This is a genomic window from Weissella sp. ESL1177 (assembly GCF_058107185.1).
This window is the reverse complement of sequence record NZ_CM176591.1, coordinates 1,051,243-1,069,683: the sequence shown is the minus strand read 5'-3', so window position 1 is coordinate 1,069,683 and position 18,441 is coordinate 1,051,243. Positions and strand designations below refer to the sequence as shown.

Sequence of the window (18,441 nt, the reverse complement as noted above, 5' to 3'; positions counted from 1 at the left end):
ATAAAAATGACAATTATTGGAATTGATAAAATGAGTTTCTTTTCACCACATCAGTATATTGATATGGTTGAATTAGCGAATGCACGTGGTGAAGAACCAGATAAATATTTAATTGGCATTGGGCAAACGGAACAAGCAGTTATCCCGGCATCTCAAGATATTGTTACAATGGCAGCTAATGCGGCGGATGAAATGTTGACTGCGACTGATCGTAAAGCAATTACGATGATTTTATTTGCAACTGAGTCTGGGATAGATAATTCAAAATCTGGTGCAGTTTATTTACAAAGATTGTTAGGAATTAATCCCTATGCTCGTACAATTGAACTGAAACAAGCTTGTTATTCGGGAACATTTGCCCTAATGCAAGCCCGCGATTACGTGACATTACATCCAGAAGAAAAAGTTTTGGTTGTGGCATCAGATATTGCACGCTATGGCTTGCACACAAGTGGCGAAGTAACCCAAGGTGGTGGTGCTGTCGCAATGCTAGTAGCAGCTAATCCCACAATTGCTGAAGTTAACCAGGATAATCAGTTCTTATCTCGTGATATTATGGATTTTTGGCGACCTATTTATGCGGATACTGCACGAGTAGATGGCAAATATTCGTCAGATGTTTATCGTGATTTCTTTAAAGCGGTTTGGGAACGATATCAATTAAAATCAGATTTAAAGATTGCAGATTTTAATGCACTAGCCTTTCACCTACCGTTTACAAAAATGGGCTTGAAAGCTTTGCGTGATATTTTACCTGAAGCTGATGAAATGCAGCAAAAAGCATTGTTGCAAGAGTTTGAAGCCAGTCGCGTTTATAATAAACGAATTGGTAACTTATATACAGGGTCATTATATTTGAGCCTGTATTCATTATTAGATAATTCAAAGACTTTGCAAGCTGGTGACCGTGTGGGAATGTTTTCTTATGGCTCAGGTGCTGAGGGTGAGTTTTATTCACTAACATTACGTCCACATTTTAAAGATGGGTTAGTAACTGGTCAAGTGAATACGATTTTAGCTAATCGACAACAAGTAAGTATTGCTGAATATGAAACGACATTTACTGATAATTTACGTGGTGCAGATGATCGTGAAATCGATGCCCATCAAGATCCAGCAAAGTATGTCTTGCATGGTCTAAAAAATGAACAAAGACAATATTCTTGTCGTTAACACTAAAAAGGTGGACTAATGTCGACTAATTGTTCTGATTTTCTTTTTAAATTCATTAAAATATATTTGATTGTTCATGAATTATTCGATAAAATAAAATGGCAATAATTTGATCAATTGAAAGAGGATATTTTATGAAACGGGTTTACTTAGCTGGACCATTTTTTGATGACGAACAGATTGACCGTATTGAACGTTTAGAAAAAGCGTTGTCAGAAAATCAGACGGTCTCTGAATTTTTTAGTCCACGGACAGAAGTTCATGATGAATTTGAATTTGGTTCACCAGCATGGGCCGAAGCAATTTATCAGGGGGATAAAGAACATTTAGATCCAGCGGATGTTGTAGTTGCGGTGATTGATTATGATCATGATCATGTCGATCCAGGTACGGCTTGGGAAATCGGTTATTCAGAAGCAGCTAATAAGCCAGTTATTTTGATTAAAGAAAAAGATGGTGCGATTAATTTAATGATGTCGGTGCCAGCACATGCTGTGATAACGACAGTTAATGATATTGCAACATATGATTTTGATAAATTACCAGCCAATAAATGGACAGGTAAGACCTTTTAGAACAATATATAGTAATATAAGCAGTGGAACTTTATGAGTTACCGCTGTTTTTTGTTATAATATATCGCCAATTATACAAAAAAAGGGTAAACTAAATGGTATATCACCAGAATATGAGGATAGATCATGAAAGAGTTAATACAATTATTGCGACATTGGTTAATGAAATTCTGGATGCCGTTAACAATTGTAGTTGTCATGTTAGGGACTGCAATTTCATTGACGGTAGTTTTGTTACAAAAACAACAAATTACCGTTCAAATACCAAATTTAACATTACGTAAGCAAAAAGGAGTGACCAGTACACCTGTTTCAGTTTTAAAAAAAGGGGAACATCTGCAAATCCTGAATAAGAAAGAAGGTTGGTATCAGGTTCGTCGTGAAGATGAATCTACTGGTTGGGTAGCAGGATGGCTGTTGCAAAGACAAACGCCATTAAAATCTGTGACACCTTTGTCTGAAACAACAATTGTTTTAGATCCAGGACATGGTGGGTCAGATGTTGGTTCATTATCAAATAATAATAAATATGAAAAAACGTATACATTGCAGTTGGCAAAACGGGTGGCACAAACATTAAGGAAATCGGGTGCGCGAGTTATTATGACACGGCATACTGATAAAATTGTGTATTTGTCAAAAATACCTAAAGTTGCAGAAAATAATCATGCAGATTTATTTATTTCATTCCATTTTGATTCGTCACCTGAGGCTAATACGGCAACAGGTTATACAACATATTATTATCATAAGAACAATGGTTCATATGCATTGGCAAAAAGTGTTAATCAGGCAATGAACTTACCTTTGTTGAATAAAGGTGTTGAGTATGGTAATTTCTTAGTCATTCGTGATAATACTGTTCCAGCTATTCTGTTAGAAAGTGGTTATATGAATTCAAAACAAGATTTTAAATATATTAAGTCGAAAAAATATCAAGAAAAAATTGCGCGAGCGGTGCCGATTGGCATTCAAAATTATCTGGCGCAACAAGTACAAACAGCACAGTAGAATGATGACTTGACGACATTTTAGAACTATAAGATAATAAATGATGATAAATAAAGCCAATGAGAAAGAGAACTTATTAGGAACAAGCAAAGCGAACGGAGTTAGGTGGAAGTCCGGGTTGTTATTAATAGGGGGACACTTTTAAGGTCACATAATGTGCGTTGAACCACGTTACGGTTTTAGCCAAAAAACAAGGTGGTACCGTGCTATTGTGATAAGCACCCTTGACGATAATACTTATCGTTAAGGGTGTTTTTAATTTTAGGTGAATAATGAATAGGAGAAATAATTTATGGCAAAGCAAGTATTTCAAAAGCCAAAGGGCACAGCAGATTTATTACCAGCTGATTCGCTGAAGTGGCATTATGTTGAAGAAACAGCACGTTTGTTATTTAGTGACTATCAGTATGCAGAAATAAGGACACCAATTTTTGAAAATTTTGATATATTTGCTCGTTCTGCAGGTGACACATCAGATGTTGTGACGAAAGAAATGTATGATTTTAAAGATAAAGGTGATCGTCATATTGCACTGCGACCAGAAGGTACGGCAGGTGTTGTCCGTGCTTTTGTTGAGAATAAATTATTTGGACCAGAGCATACAAAACCATATAAATTATTCTATATTGGGCCAATGTTTCGCTACGAACGACCACAAGCTGGGCGTATGCGTCAATTTCATCAAATTGGGGTCGAAGCGCTTGGTTCTGAATCACCGGCTTTAGATGCTGAAGTTATTGCAATGGCTATTGATTTCTTTCAAACGTTGGGTATTGCAAATTTGAAAGTGAAGGTAAACACACTTGGTGATCAAGTATCACGTGATAATTACCGACAAGCCTTGATTGATTTTTTGAAACCTCATTTTGATGAATTATCGCGTGATTCACAGGAACGTTTGGAAAAGAATCCATTGCGAGTTTTGGACTCAAAAGATGCTAAAGATCAAGAATTAGTGGCTGATGCACCATCGATTTTAGATTATTTGACTGATGAGGCTCAGGCACATTGGGATAAAGTCAAACAGTATTTAGATGCATTAGGGATTGATTATGAAGTGGATGCCACAGTCGTGCGAGGTCTTGATTACTACAACCACACAATTTTTGAAGTCATGACACAAGCAAAAGCACTAGGTCATGGTTGGTCGACGATTACAGGTGGTGGTCGTTATAATGGCCTCGTATCACAATTTGGTGGCCCAGAAATGGCAGGTGTGGGCTTTGGAATTGGGTTAGAACGCTTGATGCTATTACTAGAATCAGAAAATGCGCCTTTACCAAATGGTCATCACTTAGATATTTATGTTGCTAATCAAGGTGAACAAACCGATGTTGCTGCAATGCAGATGGTTCAGGCAATTCGTTCATTTGGGTATAGTGCTGACCGAGATTATGAAGATCGTAAGTTAAAAGCCCAATTCAAAACGGCTAATCGTTTAAATGCTCGCTTTATGATTACGATTGGTGAACGTGAACTAGCTGAACAAAGTGCTCATTTAAAGAATATGCAAACCGGTAAAGAAATGACAGTTAAACTGGCTGAATTATACACAAACTTACCAGAATATGTTGAAACAACTGAAAATGAGGGAGAATAGTAGACCATGAAACGAACAAACTATGCAGGTTTAATTGATGAAAAATATTTAGATCAAACAGTGACTCTACAAGGTTGGGTACAAAAGCGTCGTGATTTAGGTGGGTTAATTTTTGTTGATTTACGTGATCGTGAAGGCATTGTTCAATTAACTTTTTCAAAAGAGTTTGGTGAAGCTGCTTTAAAGGTGGCCGAAGAGATGCGTACAGAGTATGTCATTGAAGTCGTTGGAAATGTGCAATTGCGTGGTGAAGGTGCCATAAATGAACATTTACAGTCAGGCAAGATTGAAGTGCACGTAACAGACGCAAAAATTCTCTCAGAGTCAAAGACAACACCATTCTATATTGAGGACAACATTAATGTTTCTGATGAATTACGATTAAAGTATCGTTATTTAGATTTACGGCGTCCAGAAATGCAACGCAATTTACGGATACGATCAAAAATAACTGCTGCAACGCATGAATTTTTAGATAATCATGGATTTATTGATATTGAAACACCGTACTTGGCTAAGTCAACACCTGAAGGTGCGCGTGATTACTTGGTACCTTCACGTGTATATCCAGGCTCGTTTTATGCTCTGCCACAGTCACCACAATTATTTAAACAATTATTGATGGGTGCGGGATTTGATCGCTATTATCAAGTAGCGCGTGCTTTCCGTGATGAAGATTTACGTGGTGATCGTCAACCAGAATTCACACAATTGGATGTCGAAATGTCATTTATGAATCAAGACGAAATTATGGATCTTGTTTCGGATTGGGTTGCTGCAATTATGAAGAAAACGGTTAACTATGATCTTGATAAAACAACCATCCCAGTATTGGATTATGCTGAATCAATGCGTCGCTTTGGAACAGATAAGCCAGACTTACGTTTTGATCTAGAACTACAAGATTTATCTGAACTAATGGCTGATTCTGAATTTGGTGTCTTTGCTAACGCCATTAAAAATGGTGGTGAAGTAAAAACAATTGTTGTACCGGGTGGTGCAGATCATTATTCTCGTAAAGATATTGATAAAATGGCACAATATGTGACACGCTTTGGGGCAAAGGGCTTAGCTTGGCTAAAAGTAACAGATGATGGGATTACGGGACCAATTGCAAAATTCTTGAAGGCCAAAGAACAAGCCTTATTAACGACCACGAATGCGAAATCAGGTGATTTATTACTATTTGCTGCTGATAATAGTAATGTTGTTGCTGCGACTTTGGATGCATTGCGTCGTCGTACTGCAGAAGAATTAGACTTAATTGACCAAAATAAGTGGGCATTTGCCTGGGTAGTTAATTGGCCATTATTTGATTATCAACCTGAAGAGAAACGTTGGATTGCAGCCCACCATCCATTTACGATGCCAAACGAGGAAGATTTACCTTTGTTGGATACGACAGAGGGCGCACATAAAGCACATGCGCAATCATATGATTTGGTATTGAATGGTTATGAATTAGGATCAGGATCAATTCGTATACATCAAATGTCTGTTCAAGAGAAGATGTTGGCTGCTTTAGGATTTACAAAAGAAGCTGCTCATGAAGCATTCGGCTTCTTATTGGAGGGCATGGAATATGGTTTCCCACCAATGGGTGGTATTGCCCTAGGTCTTGACCGTCTTGCAATGTTGCTTGCGGGTCAAGATAATATTCGTGAAGTCATTGCATTCCCAAAAAATTCAAAGGCAACTGAACCAATGACTGAGGCACCTACACCAGTTGCAAAGGCACAAATTGTTGCCGACTTAAAATTAACGGCACCGGTATATGCTGATGTTACTGCACCAAATATGGCTGAAGAATAAACGATTTTTCCATATTTAAGCGTGAAAGATAATTAGTATATTCGCTATCGCTAAAATTAATTTGGTTGCTCAGTTTCTTCTTTGTAAAAAATAAGAGAAATAATTTGGCTAGGTTTTTTTGAAATGATAAAATCATAAACGGTCTTATCACGTTATATATCATGAAAGAAAAGGAACAATGGAGCAGGTAGAACAGTATTTAAATCACCATCAATATTCCAGCCGTATCGGCAGTGCAATGGTTTATGCACTAGCTTCCGCTGTCGCATTAAACTTTTTTTGGACTCCAGGTCACATTTATTCATCGGGGTTTACGGGATTAGCACAATTATTAAACACTTTAACGACAAGATTAGTTGGTATGTCAATTCCTGTCGGCATTTGGTTGGTTATGCTTAATTTACCATTATTTATTTTGGCATATCGAAAAATAGGAAAGCGATTTGCGATTTTTACTGCTTTGGCAATTTTACTTGCTGCTTTGGCGATGCATTGGATTAAACAACCGACTCAGTTGTGGACAGATGATCCATTAGCAATGGCGATATTTGGTGGGGCTGTCAATGGCTTTGGTACTGGATTTGCTTTAAGAAATGGTCTATCTACTGGTGGGTTAGATATTATTGGAATCTTAATACGTCGTAAGACGGGTGCTAAGATGGGAAAGGTTAATTTAACATTTAATTTTTTCATCTTAATCGCTTCAGGATTGATGTTTGGTGTTCAGTATGCCTTGTTTACAGGTATTGGGTTGGTTGTTAATGCACGAGTTATCGATTTGGTTTATACGAGACAACAAAAAATGCAAGTGATGATTGTGACAGAACAACCGGAGAAAGTCATTGCCGCAATACAAGATGAACTTCGTCGAGGCATTACAATTATTCATCATGCCGAAGGTGGGTATAACCACCATAAGAAAGAAATTTTATTTACAGTCATTTCAATGTATGAACAATATGAGCTACATGAAGCAATTTATCGTACTGATCCAACGGCTTGGGCATCGCTTTGGCGAGTTGATCGAATTTTTGGTGGCTTTTATGAGCCTAAATTGTAACTTGTTTTTTAAACTTGATATTGACAAAAATGACTGTTTTGATAAAATAGTAAAGAACAGAGTGTGCGACATATATTAAATATAAGTTGAAATCTTCACACGTGAAGGGAGGGTAAACATTATGGCAAAGACTGTTGTTCGTAAGAATGAGTCTCTTGATGATGCTCTCCGTCGCTTTAAGCGTGGTGTATCAAAGGACGGTACTCTACAAGAATACCGTAAGCGTGAGTTTTACATTAAGCCATCAGTACAACGTAAGTTAAAGGCTGAGGCCGCACGTAAGCGTAAGAACAAGAAGGGCCGGTAAAACGGTTCGTGCCGGGCTATCCTAGTTGATAGTCCGGCTTTGTTGTATTATATTAACAAATTAGGAGTAGACCATGGGATTATTAGCACAATTAACAGAAGATATGAAAACGGCAATGAAAGCTAAGGATAAAGAAACGCTTAGCGTCATTCGTATGGTTAAATCAGCGCTATCAAATGAACAAATTAAATTAGGACATGATTTAACTGATGTCGATGAAATGACGGTATTGTCACGTGAAATGAAGCAACGAGTTGAAGAACTAACATCATATCAAGAAGCCAATCGTGATGACTTAGCTGCAAATATTCAACAACAAATCTCTGTATTAGAAAAATATATGCCAGAACAATTAACTGAAGATGAAGTAACTGAGATCGTGAAGGAAACGATTCGCGAAGTTGGTGCAACTAGCAAAGCGGATATGGGTAAGGTCATGGGAGCTTTGATGCCAAAAGTTAAGGGAAAGGCTGATGGTAAGTTGGTTAGTCAAAAAGTGCAAGCATTACTTTAATGATTAAAATAATTATTAAAGCGGGGATTTCCCCGATACATAAATGGTTGGAGTATACTATACTTAATTAATACTTTGAAGTGTGAGGAATTTAACGATTGGCAACTCAGATTGAAAAAATTTATCATTTTGAAAATGCAGAACAAGAAATTGGCTTGGTTGGCCCACAAGATAACTATCTGAAATTAATTGAAGAAGGATTATCAGTTAATTTATCAGTTTTTGGTAGTCAATTGACGATAAAAGGTGAGTCAGAGCAGGTTGTTGCAGCACAAGCAGTTGTTTCAGCATTAACTTCTTTAATCAAACGAGGCATTAATATTAGTCCAGCTGATATTGTTTCGGCAATTAAAATGGCTGAAAAGGGTACGATTGAATATTTCGAAGACATGTATACAGAAACCTTATTGCGTGATGTGAAAGGGCGTCCAGTCAGAGTTAAAAATTATGGTCAACGTCGTTATATACACGCAATTAGACAAAATGATATTACTTTTGGTATTGGACCTGCTGGTACTGGAAAAACATACTTAGCGGTTGTTATGGCAGTGGCTGCTCTAAAAAGAGGGGATGTTGAGCGTATTATCATCACTCGTCCGGCAGTTGAGGCTGGAGAAAGTTTAGGCTTTTTACCTGGTGACTTAAAAGAAAAAGTAGATCCTTATTTGCGCCCCATTTATGATGCATTATATGTAATTTTAGGTAAAGAACATACAGAACGTCTCATGGAACGAGAAACAATTGAGATTGCACCACTTGCCTATATGCGTGGTCGAACGTTAGATAATGCATTTATCATATTAGATGAAGCACAGAATACAACGCCACAACAGATGAAAATGTTTTTAACTCGTTTAGGATTTGGTTCGACAATGCTAGTTAATGGTGATGTTTCGCAAATTGACTTACCAACAAAGACTCGTTCAGGATTAATTCAGGCGCAACGTGTATTATCTGAAGTTAATCACATTGCTTTTGTCACTTTTCACGCAGATGATGTCGTACGTCATCCAGTTGTTGGGGCAATTATTAACGCCTATGAAGCATATGATGAACAGCAAAATGAAATAAACAAAAAGGATTAAATATGGATTTAGCAATAATTGATCAATCAAAACCTGGTGTACCAGAAGAACAAATAAACTTAGTGAATGATGTTTTAAACTACGCGGGGCAGTATCTATCATTGCCAGATAATACTGAAATGTCAGTTACTTTTGTCAATAATGATGAAATTCGACGTTACAATCGCGAGTATCGTGGTTTAGATAAAGCAACGGATGTCATCTCTTTTGCGATTGAAGATGATGGCGATGATATGCCATTAGTGATGGATGATGATATGGCAGATGATATTGCAAAAAATATTGGTGATATTATTGTGTCAGTTGATAAAATTGGTGAGCAAGCAGAATACCTCGAGCATTCTTATGAACGTGAATTAGGATTTTTGGTCGTGCATGGATTTTTACATTTAAACGGATACGACCACATGCGGAGTGAAGCAGACGAAAAAGTCATGTTTGATTTACAGCGTGAAATATTAGATAATTATGGACTTAAACGATAATAAGAAAAAAGAAGAAGAGGCACAGGTACGAAAGAATTCGCATTTTTTGCAAGCATTTGGGCATGCCCTAGCTGGAATTGGTGAATTATTAGTTCGTGAACGGAACATGCGTTTTCATATTTTCGCAGCATTTGTTGTGTTAATTGTTGGTATTTACGTTGATCTGGGACGCTCAGATTGGTTGTGGATTTCTGTTGCTGTCTTTACAGTAATTAGTGCTGAATTTTTGAATACGGTTGTGGAAGCAATTGTTGATTTGATTGTTGGAGAGAATTATCATCCGTTAGCAAAAGTTGCCAAAGATGTTGCTTCTGGCGGAGTATTAGCAGCAGTTGCTTTTGCAATTATTATTGGTGTACTGATTTTTCAACCTTATTTATTACCTAACTTACAAATGGTTTTTCGATAATATAAAAGAAATAGAGAGAGTTTTTAATGAGTGAACAAGCGTTTAAATCTGGTTTTATTGCCTTAGTTGGTCGACCAAATGTTGGTAAATCAACCCTTTTGAATAAAATGATTGGTGAAAAAATTGCAATCATGTCACCTAAAGCCCAAACAACACGTAATAAAATACAAGGTATTTATACGACTAATGAAGGTCAACTGGTATTTATGGACACGCCAGGTATTCATAAACCACATAATTCATTAGGTGACTTTATGGTTAAAACAGCGATGTCAGCTTTACGAGAAGCTGATATGGTATGGCTGTTAGTGAATGCTGATCAGGAACGTGGTGTTGGGGATGACTTTATCATTAAACGCTTAAAAGAGTCAAACACACCCGTTTATTTAATTATTAATAAGGTTGATTTAATTGATCGTGCTGAGGTTTTAAATCAGATTGCCGACTATAGTGCACAAATGGATTTTGCTGAGATCTTTCCAATTTCAGCGCTAACCGGTGAAGGTGTTCCTGAATTATTACAATTTACAATGAATCATATGTCTGCTGGTCCACAATATTATCCTGCAGATCAAATTACCGATCACCCAGAGCGGTTCATTATGAGCGAATTAATTCGTGAAAAAGTGTTGGAATTGACACGACAAGAAGTACCACATTCAGTTGCTGTTGTCATTGATAAAATTGAACGCGAAGATGAACAACATCTTCATGTGCAAGCGACCATTGTTGTTGAACGGCCTAGTCAGAAAAATATTGTGATTGGTAAACGAGGTGCAATGATCAAAGAAATTGGCACGCGTGCACGTAAGGATATTGAACGACTACTAGGAGATAAAATATTCCTTGAAACTTGGGTCAAGGTTGAAGATCGTTGGCGTGATAAGCCACAAGCTTTGCAATCATATGGTTACAAAGAAGATTCAGATATTTAGTTAAGGAAAAGGGGTTGGGCTTTTATGTCGCAACCCCCTCTTTTGCTTAACCTATTAATGATTGTTGTATAATGTAGATGTGGACGTGTTCCAAAAACTTGAATCCTCAATGTAACGCATTTGCCCGTTTCATGGGTCTGCGACCACAAACCGTCCAAACCGTGTTACACACCGGATTCAAATCAGTTTTTGTCGCACTCTATTTTTAATAGGTGATTAAATGACAGAAGTTTTTGATGCAATCGTGATATATCAACGAGACCATAAAGAAAAAGATTTAATTGTTAAGATGCTAACGCGACAAGCTGGTAAGCGAATGTTTTATGTGCGCTTTGGTAAGAGTAAAAGTTATCAATTTTCAGCGGAGATGCAACCTTTAAGTATGGCGACATTTGAAGGTGTGATCAACACGCACGGCCTTAGTTTTATTAATGATGTTAAAGAAACCAAACCAACTGCATTTTTAATGACAGATATTGTTTTAAATGCGTACATGACATATATTCTCGGCTTAATCGATGCTGCGTTTGTTGATAATCAGCCAATCACGAAATGGTATGATTTAGTAGCAGAGGCTGTAACAAAGTTACAAAAGGGGCTTGATCCACAAGGCATTGCCAATTATTTTGAACTGCAATTATTACCAGTATTTGGTATTCAATTAACATGGGGTCAATGTGCAATATGTGGTCGTCGTGATTTGCCATTGGACTTTTCTGAAAAATATAATGGTACTCTTTGTCAACAACATTGGGCAGTTGATCCATATCGTATGCATGCTGATCATCGTGCTGTACGTGTACTGTCTAAGCTATCAGCAATTGATTTAAGATTACTAGGATCATTAAATTTACAACCACATACTAAACAAGAAATGGCACGTATTATGGATAAACTATATGATGATCAGATTGGTGTTCATTTACGTGCAAAATCATTTATTCAACAATTAACTGGTTGGCAAAATCGTATGATAAAACGAGATTCGCATGTAGATGATAACTGAGAGAAGAGTGTTTAGGACGTCATTCCAATATAATCGGAATGACGTCTTTTTTGATTACACCAAATAGCATAGGCCGTTAGTTGATTAATGTTTTGAAAGCGCTTACACTAAAAGCGGAGTCGGTGTTTAATATATGTGATTATTTTTGCGTTATTAAGGAGGAATCTTAATGAGTCAAACACATAATGGTCGTGCACGTCGCCTAATTTTATCTGCTTTATTAGGAGTGACCGTACTTGGTAGTATTTCGTTAATAAAACAAATAAAAGCAGCTCAGGATAATAAATTTGATCAACCAGATGATGAGGATGATTTACCAATTTCTGATGAACAGTATCGTAATGCTTCAGCAAGTGAATTAGCACAGATAATTCGTGATGGCAAAGTGACTAGTCGCCAATTAGTTAAACATGCGGTGACTTTAGTAAACAAAGAAAATCCGGCTTTAAATGCGGTTATTTCTTTGCGTGAACAACAGGCACTGAGAGAAGCAGCAGCTTTGCAAGATACTGGGCAACCATTCTATGGTGTGCCAATCTTAATAAAAGGACTTGGCCAACAACTAACTGGTGAATCTAATACACGTGGCTTAGTCCCACTTAAGGGTAAGCTCGCAACGGAGACGTCAGATTATGTTAAGCGGGTACGTTCACTAGGATTTATTATTATCGGTCAAACAAATTATCCAGAGCTTGGTCTAACAAATGTTACAAAATCAATGCTCTATGGTGATGCTCATAACCCATGGCATCTTGCCTATAATACTGGTGGTTCTTCTGGTGGTGGTGTTGCTAGTTTAGCTAAGAGTATCGTGCCATTAACGACTGGTAATGATGCTGGTGGTTCGTTGCGAATTCCAGCATCTTGGACAGGGGTTATTGGTTTGAAACCAACGCAAGGCGTTATCGTTGGGGATGACACAGTACCATCATCAGTAAATTTTGCTAATGCTAAGCATATTGGTGATTTACAAAGTTACTTTGATGGCATGATTAATGAAAAGAATCGTCATGAGTTGGTTAAAGAGCCACCACAAGATTTGAAAAAATATCCAATTGCTTACTCAATCAAGTCACCTGTTGGTACCCCGGTTAGTGAGGACGCTGTGCATGCAGTTATGGAGACAGTTGCTTTTTTGCGTGATCAAGGTTATACAGTGGTAGAAAAAGATGCCCCTGTTGATGGTAAAAAGTTAATGATGACTTACTATACAGAATCGACACCAACCGGTACGGATGCTAATGATATGATCAAGGAAAAAACTGGGCAAGATATGGCATTTGATGATGTTTCACCAATGACTTGGGCCTTGTATCAAGCGGATAAGAAACAACCTGATTCGATGTTGGCAGAAGTGGCAGCAGAAAACGATTTGGTTGATCAACAAATGTCTACTTTCCATGAAAATTATCCATTGTATTTGACCCCAACGACTGCAGAAACTGCGTCACTAAATAGTGATCCAGCTTATCTACCAGAGCATGTAATGCAATTACATGACATTGATAAATTGGCGCATGAAGATCAGATTGAATTAATTTATAATGCTTGGTTACATGGTTTGACAAAAACACCATTTACTCAGCTAGCTAATGTTTCTGGTGAACCCGCAATTAGTTTGCCAACATATGTTTCTGAAAATGGTTTACCACTTGGCGTGCAATTTGAAGCTGCCAAGGGTCAAGACAAATTGTTGTTGGCGATAGGTCAGTTATTTGAAGAACACCAACAATTAAAGTTTTTAGAATAAATTAATAAGCATTCTTTTTTCATTTATAAAAGGATGCTTTTTATTTTCGAATTAAAAATAATTTAAAGTGGTTGTGAATATTGACAAGTTAGTAAGGCGTGCTAAACTTATTACTTGTAAAGCTTACGAAACCGATAAAAAAATTAATTTGTTATTAGTGCAGCAAACTATCGTTAATGTGAGGATGGTCTAATATTAATTAAGGGGCGTTATTGGTTAACAAATGAAATTAAAAAAGCTGCTAGTATGTCAGTACTAGAAGTAGGGTGGAACCGCGAATTTATCGTCCCTACATTAACTAATGAATAGTTGATGTAGGGTTTTTTAGTGGCTTCACCTGGTCAAAAGAAAGGAATTTATCATAATGAGCACAAAAATGAGTGTGCAAGATATCATCTTAACGTTGCAAAAGTTTTGGGCTGACCAAGGTGCGATGTTAATGGAAGCCTATGATACTGAAAAAGGTGCTGGTACGATGAGTCCATATACTTTTTTGAGAGCAAACGGTCCAGAGCCATGGCATGCAGCCTATGTTGAGCCTTCACGTCGTCCCGCTGATGGTCGTTATGGAGATAATCCAAATCGTTTGTATCAACACCACCAATTTCAAGTGGTTATGAAGCCATCCCCAGACAATATTCAAGAGTTATATTTAAACTCATTAAAAGCATTAGGAATTGATCCATTAGTGCATGATATCCGTTTTGTGGAAGATAACTGGGAAAATCCATCGATGGGTGCTGCTGGTATTGGTTGGGAAATTTGGCTTGATGGTATGGAAGTGACGCAATTTACTTATTTCCAACAAGTTGGTGGTATTCAGGTTGATGCCGTTACTTCAGAAATTACATACGGATTAGAACGATTAGCATCATATATTCAAGACGTACCAACGGTTTATGATCTTGAATGGGGAAATGGGGTTCTGTATGGTGATATCTTTAAGGAACCAGAATACGAGCACTCTGTATATTCATTTGAAAAATCAGATTCAGAGATGTTGCTTCGCCATTTTAATGAATATGAAGCTGAAGCAAAAAAATTGTTAGCTGATGGGTTAGTTCATCCAGCATATGACTATATTTTGAAATCTTCACATACCTTTAATTTATTAGACGCTCGTGGCACTGTTTCAGTAACTGAACGTGCGAAATATCTATCACGTATTCGTAATATGGCTCGTTCAGTAGCTCGCGCATTTATTGATGAACGTAAAAAACTAGGCTTTCCCTTATTAAAAGATGAGGCATTACGTGCAAAGTACCTACCAGCTGATGAGGAGGAAAATTAACATGGCAAACTTTTTATTAGAAATTGGTTTGGAAGAAATGCCGGCACATTTAGTGACACCGTCAATTAATCAGTTAGTGACTCGTACAGCAGCTTTTATGAAAGATAATCGCTTACAATATGGTGATATTAAGCCTTTCTCAACACCACGTCGTCTTGCTATTTTAATTTCCGAAGTTGCTGACAAAGCGGATGATTTAACACAAGAAGTGAAGGGACCAGCGAAAAAAGCTGCTTTTGATAAAGAAGGTAATTATTCACGTGCCGCACAAGGTTTTGTTCGTGGGCAGGGATTAACAACGGATGATATTACTTTTAAAGAGTTTAAAGGAAATGATTACATTTACGTGACAAAGTTTGAGGCTGGTAAACCAGCTGCTGAAGTACTAACAGGCATCAAAGATGTTGTGACGAGTATGACTTTTACGACTACGATGAAGTGGGCTCGCCATACGTTTGAGTACGTACGTCCCATTCGTTGGATTGTTGCATTGTTAGATGATGTCGTTGTACCATTTGACATTTTAGATGTTAAGTCAGGTCGCGAAACCCGCGGCCACCGTTTCTTAGGTCAGCCGGTTGAGATTGCTACAGCGACTGATTATGCAGATGATTTAACAAGGGTGTTTGTACAAGCAGATGCTGAGGCACGTAAAGCTAAGATTGTGGCTCAAATAAATATGCTTGCAGCAGAAAATCATTGGCAAGTTGTTAAAGATGCTGATTTGTTGGAAGAGGTTAATAATATTGTTGAATACCCAACGGCGTTTGTCGGCAGTTTTGATCCGGAATATTTGGAATTACCAGATGAAGTATTGATCACTTCAATGCGTGAACACCAACGCTTTTTCCATGTGGTTGATGAAACAGGTGCATTATTGCCATATTTTGTTTCTGTCCGTAATGGTAATGCAGAACATTTGGATAATGTCATTGCTGGTAATGAAAAGGTTTTGGTTGCTCGTTTGGAAGATGCAAAATTCTTCTATCATGAAGACCAAAAGCACACGATTGACTTCTACAATGATAAATTACAAGTGGTATCATTCCACGCAAAATTAGGTTCTGTTGCAAGTCATACAAAACGAGTGCAAGTTTTGGCAGCGATTATTGGACAACAGTTTTCATTGACTACTAAACAACATGAACAGCTAAACAGAGCAGCTAATATCTATAAATTTGATTTGATGACTGGTATGGTTGGTGAATTCGATGAATTACAAGGTGTCATGGGTGAAAAGTATGCTTTGCTATTTGGAGAAGAACCAGCAGTTGCCCAAGCAATTCGAGAACATTACATGCCAGTTTCAGCTGAAGGTGAACTACCTGAGTCTATTTTGGGTAAAATACTGGCTTTAGCTGATAAGTTAGATAGTTTGTTATCATTCTTTGCTGGTAACATGATGCCTTCTGGGTCAAATGATCCATATGCGTTGCGTCGTGCTGCTTCAGGTGTTGTCAATATTCTACACGCCAATGAGTGGCATTTAACCATTGATACTATTTTGCATGCCTTTATTGACCAAATTATGAAGGATGATAATGACGATGGCTTACCACAAGAAGTTGCTCACAATTTGACATCAGTTGTTTCTGATGTTGTTGCATTTTTAACTGACCGTGTGGTGAAAGCCATGCAAACAGATAAGGTGCGTTATGATGTAATCAATGCTGTCACAACTGGTAAATTGACAGATACAACACAAATGTTTGATTCAGCACATACGTTGTTGGCACATGCCGAAGATGCCAACTTCCGTGCTGGTGTTGAATCATTAACACGTGTTATGCGTTTGACAACAAAAAATCCAACTGATGCAGTCGTGGATACCAACTTGTTTGAAAATGATGCTGAAAAGCAATTATACGATGCCATATCAGTATTATTAAATGACACATTGTCAACCGATAATATGTTATCAGCGCTGTTAGCATTACAACCTGCAATTGCTGATTATTTTGATCAAACAATGGTTATGGTTGAAGATGATGCAATCAAGCGTAATCGCTTGGCAACGTTACAATTAGTATCTGAAGAAGCAGATAAAATCGCTAATTTTATGGCATTAGATGTGAAGTCAAATTAATTTTCTGAATAGGGATAGGGACCATTAATCAAGCATTCTATGGTGTGCTTGATTAACGGTCTTTTTTGGATACGAATAGACGTTATGTTTAATCAATGAGGGGCATTAATTTATGGTTTCTCAGTCATCATGATTTATTTTAAAAAATGAGCGTTTTACTTGTGGTGATAAGTACTGAATTAGATATTCAAAATGTGATATAATGTAAGCGATTTAAAATACAATTTAAGTAAGAAAGCGAGCAAATTAATGGCATTAGAACACATTTTATTTGGAACCTATACAAAGCGTGTCTCAAAGGGAATTTATGCAGCAGATTTTGATACCAAATTAGGACAATTGTCTAATGCACACTTGGTGGCAGAGCTTGGCTCACCAACTTATTTAGCATTAAGCAAGGCAAACAAACTTTATGCAGTTGATAAAGGAAATGGCGAGGGCGGTCTGGCTGTTTATGATTATGCTAATGGCAATGCGACCAAGCAACAAGAGATTTTAAGTGAAGGCGCTGCACCAGCGTATGTATCAGTGGATGAGGATCGTCAGTTAGTTTACACGGGTAATTACCACAAGGGAACGTTAGATGTTTATGCCATTGAAGATAATGGTAATTTAAGATTAACAGATACGTACCAGTCAGAAGGTAATGGGCCACGCCCTGAGCAAGATAGCACACATGTTCATTTTAGTAATTTAACACCAGATAACCGAGTTGTGGTTGTAGATTTAGGTGCTGATAAAGTACTGACTTTTGATGTATCAGATGAAGGTAAGTTAACGTTAGTTGCCACATTTAATACTGAAGCTGGTTTTGGACCTCGCCATATTCGATTCAGCCCAGATGGCAAGTATGCCTATCTATTAGGAGAGTTGTCATCAAAATTATCGGTGTTAGAATACCATGAAGATGGCTCAATGACTCTGTTACAAACAGTATCAATGATTCCAGACGATTGGGATACACATAATGGTGGTGCTGCAATTTATGTTTCAAAAGATGGTCGTTTTATTTATACGTCAAATCGTGGTCATAATTCAATTGCCGTATTTGCTGTTAAAGAAAACGGGTCAGCTGTTGAACATATACAATGGATTTCAACTGAAGGTGATTTTCCACGCGATTTTGCATTAAATCCAGAGGAAAACTTTTTAATTGCAGCTAATCAAAACACAGATAATGTTTCTGTTTATTCACGTGATAGTGAAACTGGTCAGTTGGTACTTGTCCAAAAAGACTTTGAAGTACCAGAAGCAATCAGAGTACTATTTATTTAAACAAGTTTGTTGTTACTAAATGTGAATCTATAAACACCCTTTATGGTCTGCATATCTTTTATATGAT

Annotated in this window: 17 protein-coding genes; all 17 read left to right on the top strand. The window is 37.3% G+C overall.

What is annotated here, in order from left to right; all coding sequences use genetic code 11:
* The first annotated feature begins 6 nt into the window (after positions 1-6).
* The 17 genes from AC3B5D_RS05105 (at position 7) to AC3B5D_RS05025 (ending at position 18,374) form a co-directional block, all read left to right on the top strand.
* Positions 7-1,173, top strand: a complete 1,167-nt coding sequence (locus AC3B5D_RS05105; RefSeq protein ID WP_489841078.1) for a hydroxymethylglutaryl-CoA synthase — start codon at positions 7-9, stop codon at positions 1,171-1,173.
* A 134-nt stretch (positions 1,174-1,307) separates the two neighbouring features.
* Positions 1,308-1,748 carry a nucleoside 2-deoxyribosyltransferase gene (locus AC3B5D_RS05100; protein ID WP_489841079.1) on the top strand — a complete coding sequence of 147 codons (441 nt, stop codon included), beginning with the start codon at positions 1,308-1,310 and terminating at the stop codon, positions 1,746-1,748.
* A gap of 126 nt (positions 1,749-1,874) precedes the next feature.
* A complete protein-coding gene (locus tag AC3B5D_RS05095) occupies positions 1,875-2,759 on the top strand; it encodes an N-acetylmuramoyl-L-alanine amidase family protein (protein ID WP_489841080.1) in 885 nt (294 codons plus the stop codon).
* A gap of 292 nt (positions 2,760-3,051) precedes the next feature.
* Positions 3,052-4,359, top strand: coding sequence for a histidine--tRNA ligase (hisS, locus tag AC3B5D_RS05090; protein ID WP_489841081.1), 1,308 nt, complete (start codon positions 3,052-3,054; stop codon positions 4,357-4,359).
* A gap of 6 nt (positions 4,360-4,365) precedes the next feature.
* Positions 4,366-6,171: an aspartate--tRNA ligase gene (gene aspS / locus AC3B5D_RS05085; RefSeq protein ID WP_489841082.1), complete on the top strand. Its 1,806-nt coding sequence runs from the start codon at positions 4,366-4,368 to the stop codon at positions 6,169-6,171.
* Between the two features lie 178 nt (positions 6,172-6,349).
* Complete coding sequence (locus AC3B5D_RS05080; protein WP_489841083.1) at positions 6,350-7,231, top strand: YitT family protein; 882 nt, start codon at positions 6,350-6,352, stop codon at positions 7,229-7,231.
* Between the two features lie 121 nt (positions 7,232-7,352).
* Positions 7,353-7,538: a 30S ribosomal protein S21 gene (gene rpsU / locus AC3B5D_RS05075; protein WP_002828392.1), complete on the top strand. Its 186-nt coding sequence runs from the start codon at positions 7,353-7,355 to the stop codon at positions 7,536-7,538.
* A 73-nt stretch (positions 7,539-7,611) separates the two neighbouring features.
* A complete protein-coding gene (locus tag AC3B5D_RS05070) occupies positions 7,612-8,052 on the top strand; it encodes a GatB/YqeY domain-containing protein (RefSeq protein WP_489841084.1) in 441 nt (146 codons plus the stop codon).
* A 98-nt stretch (positions 8,053-8,150) separates the two neighbouring features.
* Complete coding sequence (locus AC3B5D_RS05065) at positions 8,151-9,137, top strand: PhoH family protein (protein WP_489841085.1); 987 nt, start codon at positions 8,151-8,153, stop codon at positions 9,135-9,137.
* 2 nt (positions 9,138-9,139) lie between these two features.
* Positions 9,140-9,622 carry an rRNA maturation RNase YbeY gene (ybeY, locus tag AC3B5D_RS05060; RefSeq protein ID WP_489841086.1) on the top strand — a complete coding sequence of 161 codons (483 nt, stop codon included), beginning with the start codon at positions 9,140-9,142 and terminating at the stop codon, positions 9,620-9,622.
* Complete coding sequence (locus AC3B5D_RS05055; RefSeq protein WP_489841087.1) at positions 9,606-10,031, top strand: diacylglycerol kinase family protein; 426 nt, start codon at positions 9,606-9,608, stop codon at positions 10,029-10,031. Before ybeY ends, AC3B5D_RS05055 begins: the two co-directional genes overlap by 17 nt.
* Before the next feature lie 26 nt (positions 10,032-10,057).
* Positions 10,058-10,966: a GTPase Era gene (gene era, locus AC3B5D_RS05050; protein ID WP_489841088.1), complete on the top strand. Its 909-nt coding sequence runs from the start codon at positions 10,058-10,060 to the stop codon at positions 10,964-10,966.
* Between the two features lie 220 nt (positions 10,967-11,186).
* Positions 11,187-11,972, top strand: coding sequence for a DNA repair protein RecO (gene recO / locus AC3B5D_RS05045; protein ID WP_489841089.1), 786 nt, complete (start codon positions 11,187-11,189; stop codon positions 11,970-11,972).
* A gap of 169 nt (positions 11,973-12,141) precedes the next feature.
* Positions 12,142-13,722 (top strand): amidase family protein, encoded by a 1,581-nt coding sequence (locus AC3B5D_RS05040; RefSeq protein WP_489841090.1) that lies wholly within the window; start codon positions 12,142-12,144, stop codon positions 13,720-13,722.
* 364 nt (positions 13,723-14,086) lie between these two features.
* A complete protein-coding gene (gene glyQ / locus AC3B5D_RS05035) occupies positions 14,087-15,013 on the top strand; it encodes a glycine--tRNA ligase subunit alpha (protein ID WP_489841091.1) in 927 nt (308 codons plus the stop codon).
* A gap of 1 nt (position 15,014) precedes the next feature.
* Positions 15,015-17,099 (top strand): glycine--tRNA ligase subunit beta, encoded by a 2,085-nt coding sequence (gene glyS / locus AC3B5D_RS05030; RefSeq protein ID WP_489841092.1) that lies wholly within the window; start codon positions 15,015-15,017, stop codon positions 17,097-17,099.
* Positions 17,100-17,348: 249 nt separating this feature from the next.
* Positions 17,349-18,374, top strand: a complete 1,026-nt coding sequence (locus AC3B5D_RS05025; RefSeq protein ID WP_489841093.1) for a lactonase family protein — start codon at positions 17,349-17,351, stop codon at positions 18,372-18,374.
* Positions 18,375-18,441 lie beyond the last annotated feature (67 nt).

Bases quoted from the DNA above. Each gene is read 5' to 3' on its own strand.
- AC3B5D_RS05095 (WP_489841080.1), top strand. From the start codon at position 1,875: ATGAAAGAGTTAATACAATTATTGCGACATTGGTTAATGAAATTCTGG.
- era (WP_489841088.1), top strand. From the start codon at position 10,058: ATGAGTGAACAAGCGTTTAAATCTGGTTTTATTGCCTTAGTTGGTCGA.
- glyS (WP_489841092.1), top strand. From the start codon at position 15,015: ATGGCAAACTTTTTATTAGAAATTGGTTTGGAAGAAATGCCGGCACAT.
- AC3B5D_RS05070 (WP_489841084.1), top strand. From the start codon at position 7,612: ATGGGATTATTAGCACAATTAACAGAAGATATGAAAACGGCAATGAAA.
- AC3B5D_RS05025 (WP_489841093.1), top strand. From the start codon at position 17,349: ATGGCATTAGAACACATTTTATTTGGAACCTATACAAAGCGTGTCTCA.
- rpsU (WP_002828392.1), top strand. From the start codon at position 7,353: ATGGCAAAGACTGTTGTTCGTAAGAATGAGTCTCTTGATGATGCTCTC.
- ybeY (WP_489841086.1), top strand. From the start codon at position 9,140: ATGGATTTAGCAATAATTGATCAATCAAAACCTGGTGTACCAGAAGAA.
- glyQ (WP_489841091.1), top strand. From the start codon at position 14,087: ATGAGCACAAAAATGAGTGTGCAAGATATCATCTTAACGTTGCAAAAG.
- AC3B5D_RS05100 (WP_489841079.1), top strand. From the start codon at position 1,308: ATGAAACGGGTTTACTTAGCTGGACCATTTTTTGATGACGAACAGATT.
- AC3B5D_RS05080 (WP_489841083.1), top strand. From the start codon at position 6,350: ATGGAGCAGGTAGAACAGTATTTAAATCACCATCAATATTCCAGCCGT.
- AC3B5D_RS05055 (WP_489841087.1), top strand. From the start codon at position 9,606: ATGGACTTAAACGATAATAAGAAAAAAGAAGAAGAGGCACAGGTACGA.
- AC3B5D_RS05105 (WP_489841078.1), top strand. From the start codon at position 7: ATGACAATTATTGGAATTGATAAAATGAGTTTCTTTTCACCACATCAG.
- AC3B5D_RS05040 (WP_489841090.1), top strand. From the start codon at position 12,142: ATGAGTCAAACACATAATGGTCGTGCACGTCGCCTAATTTTATCTGCT.
- aspS (WP_489841082.1), top strand. From the start codon at position 4,366: ATGAAACGAACAAACTATGCAGGTTTAATTGATGAAAAATATTTAGAT.
- recO (WP_489841089.1), top strand. From the start codon at position 11,187: ATGACAGAAGTTTTTGATGCAATCGTGATATATCAACGAGACCATAAA.
- hisS (WP_489841081.1), top strand. From the start codon at position 3,052: ATGGCAAAGCAAGTATTTCAAAAGCCAAAGGGCACAGCAGATTTATTA.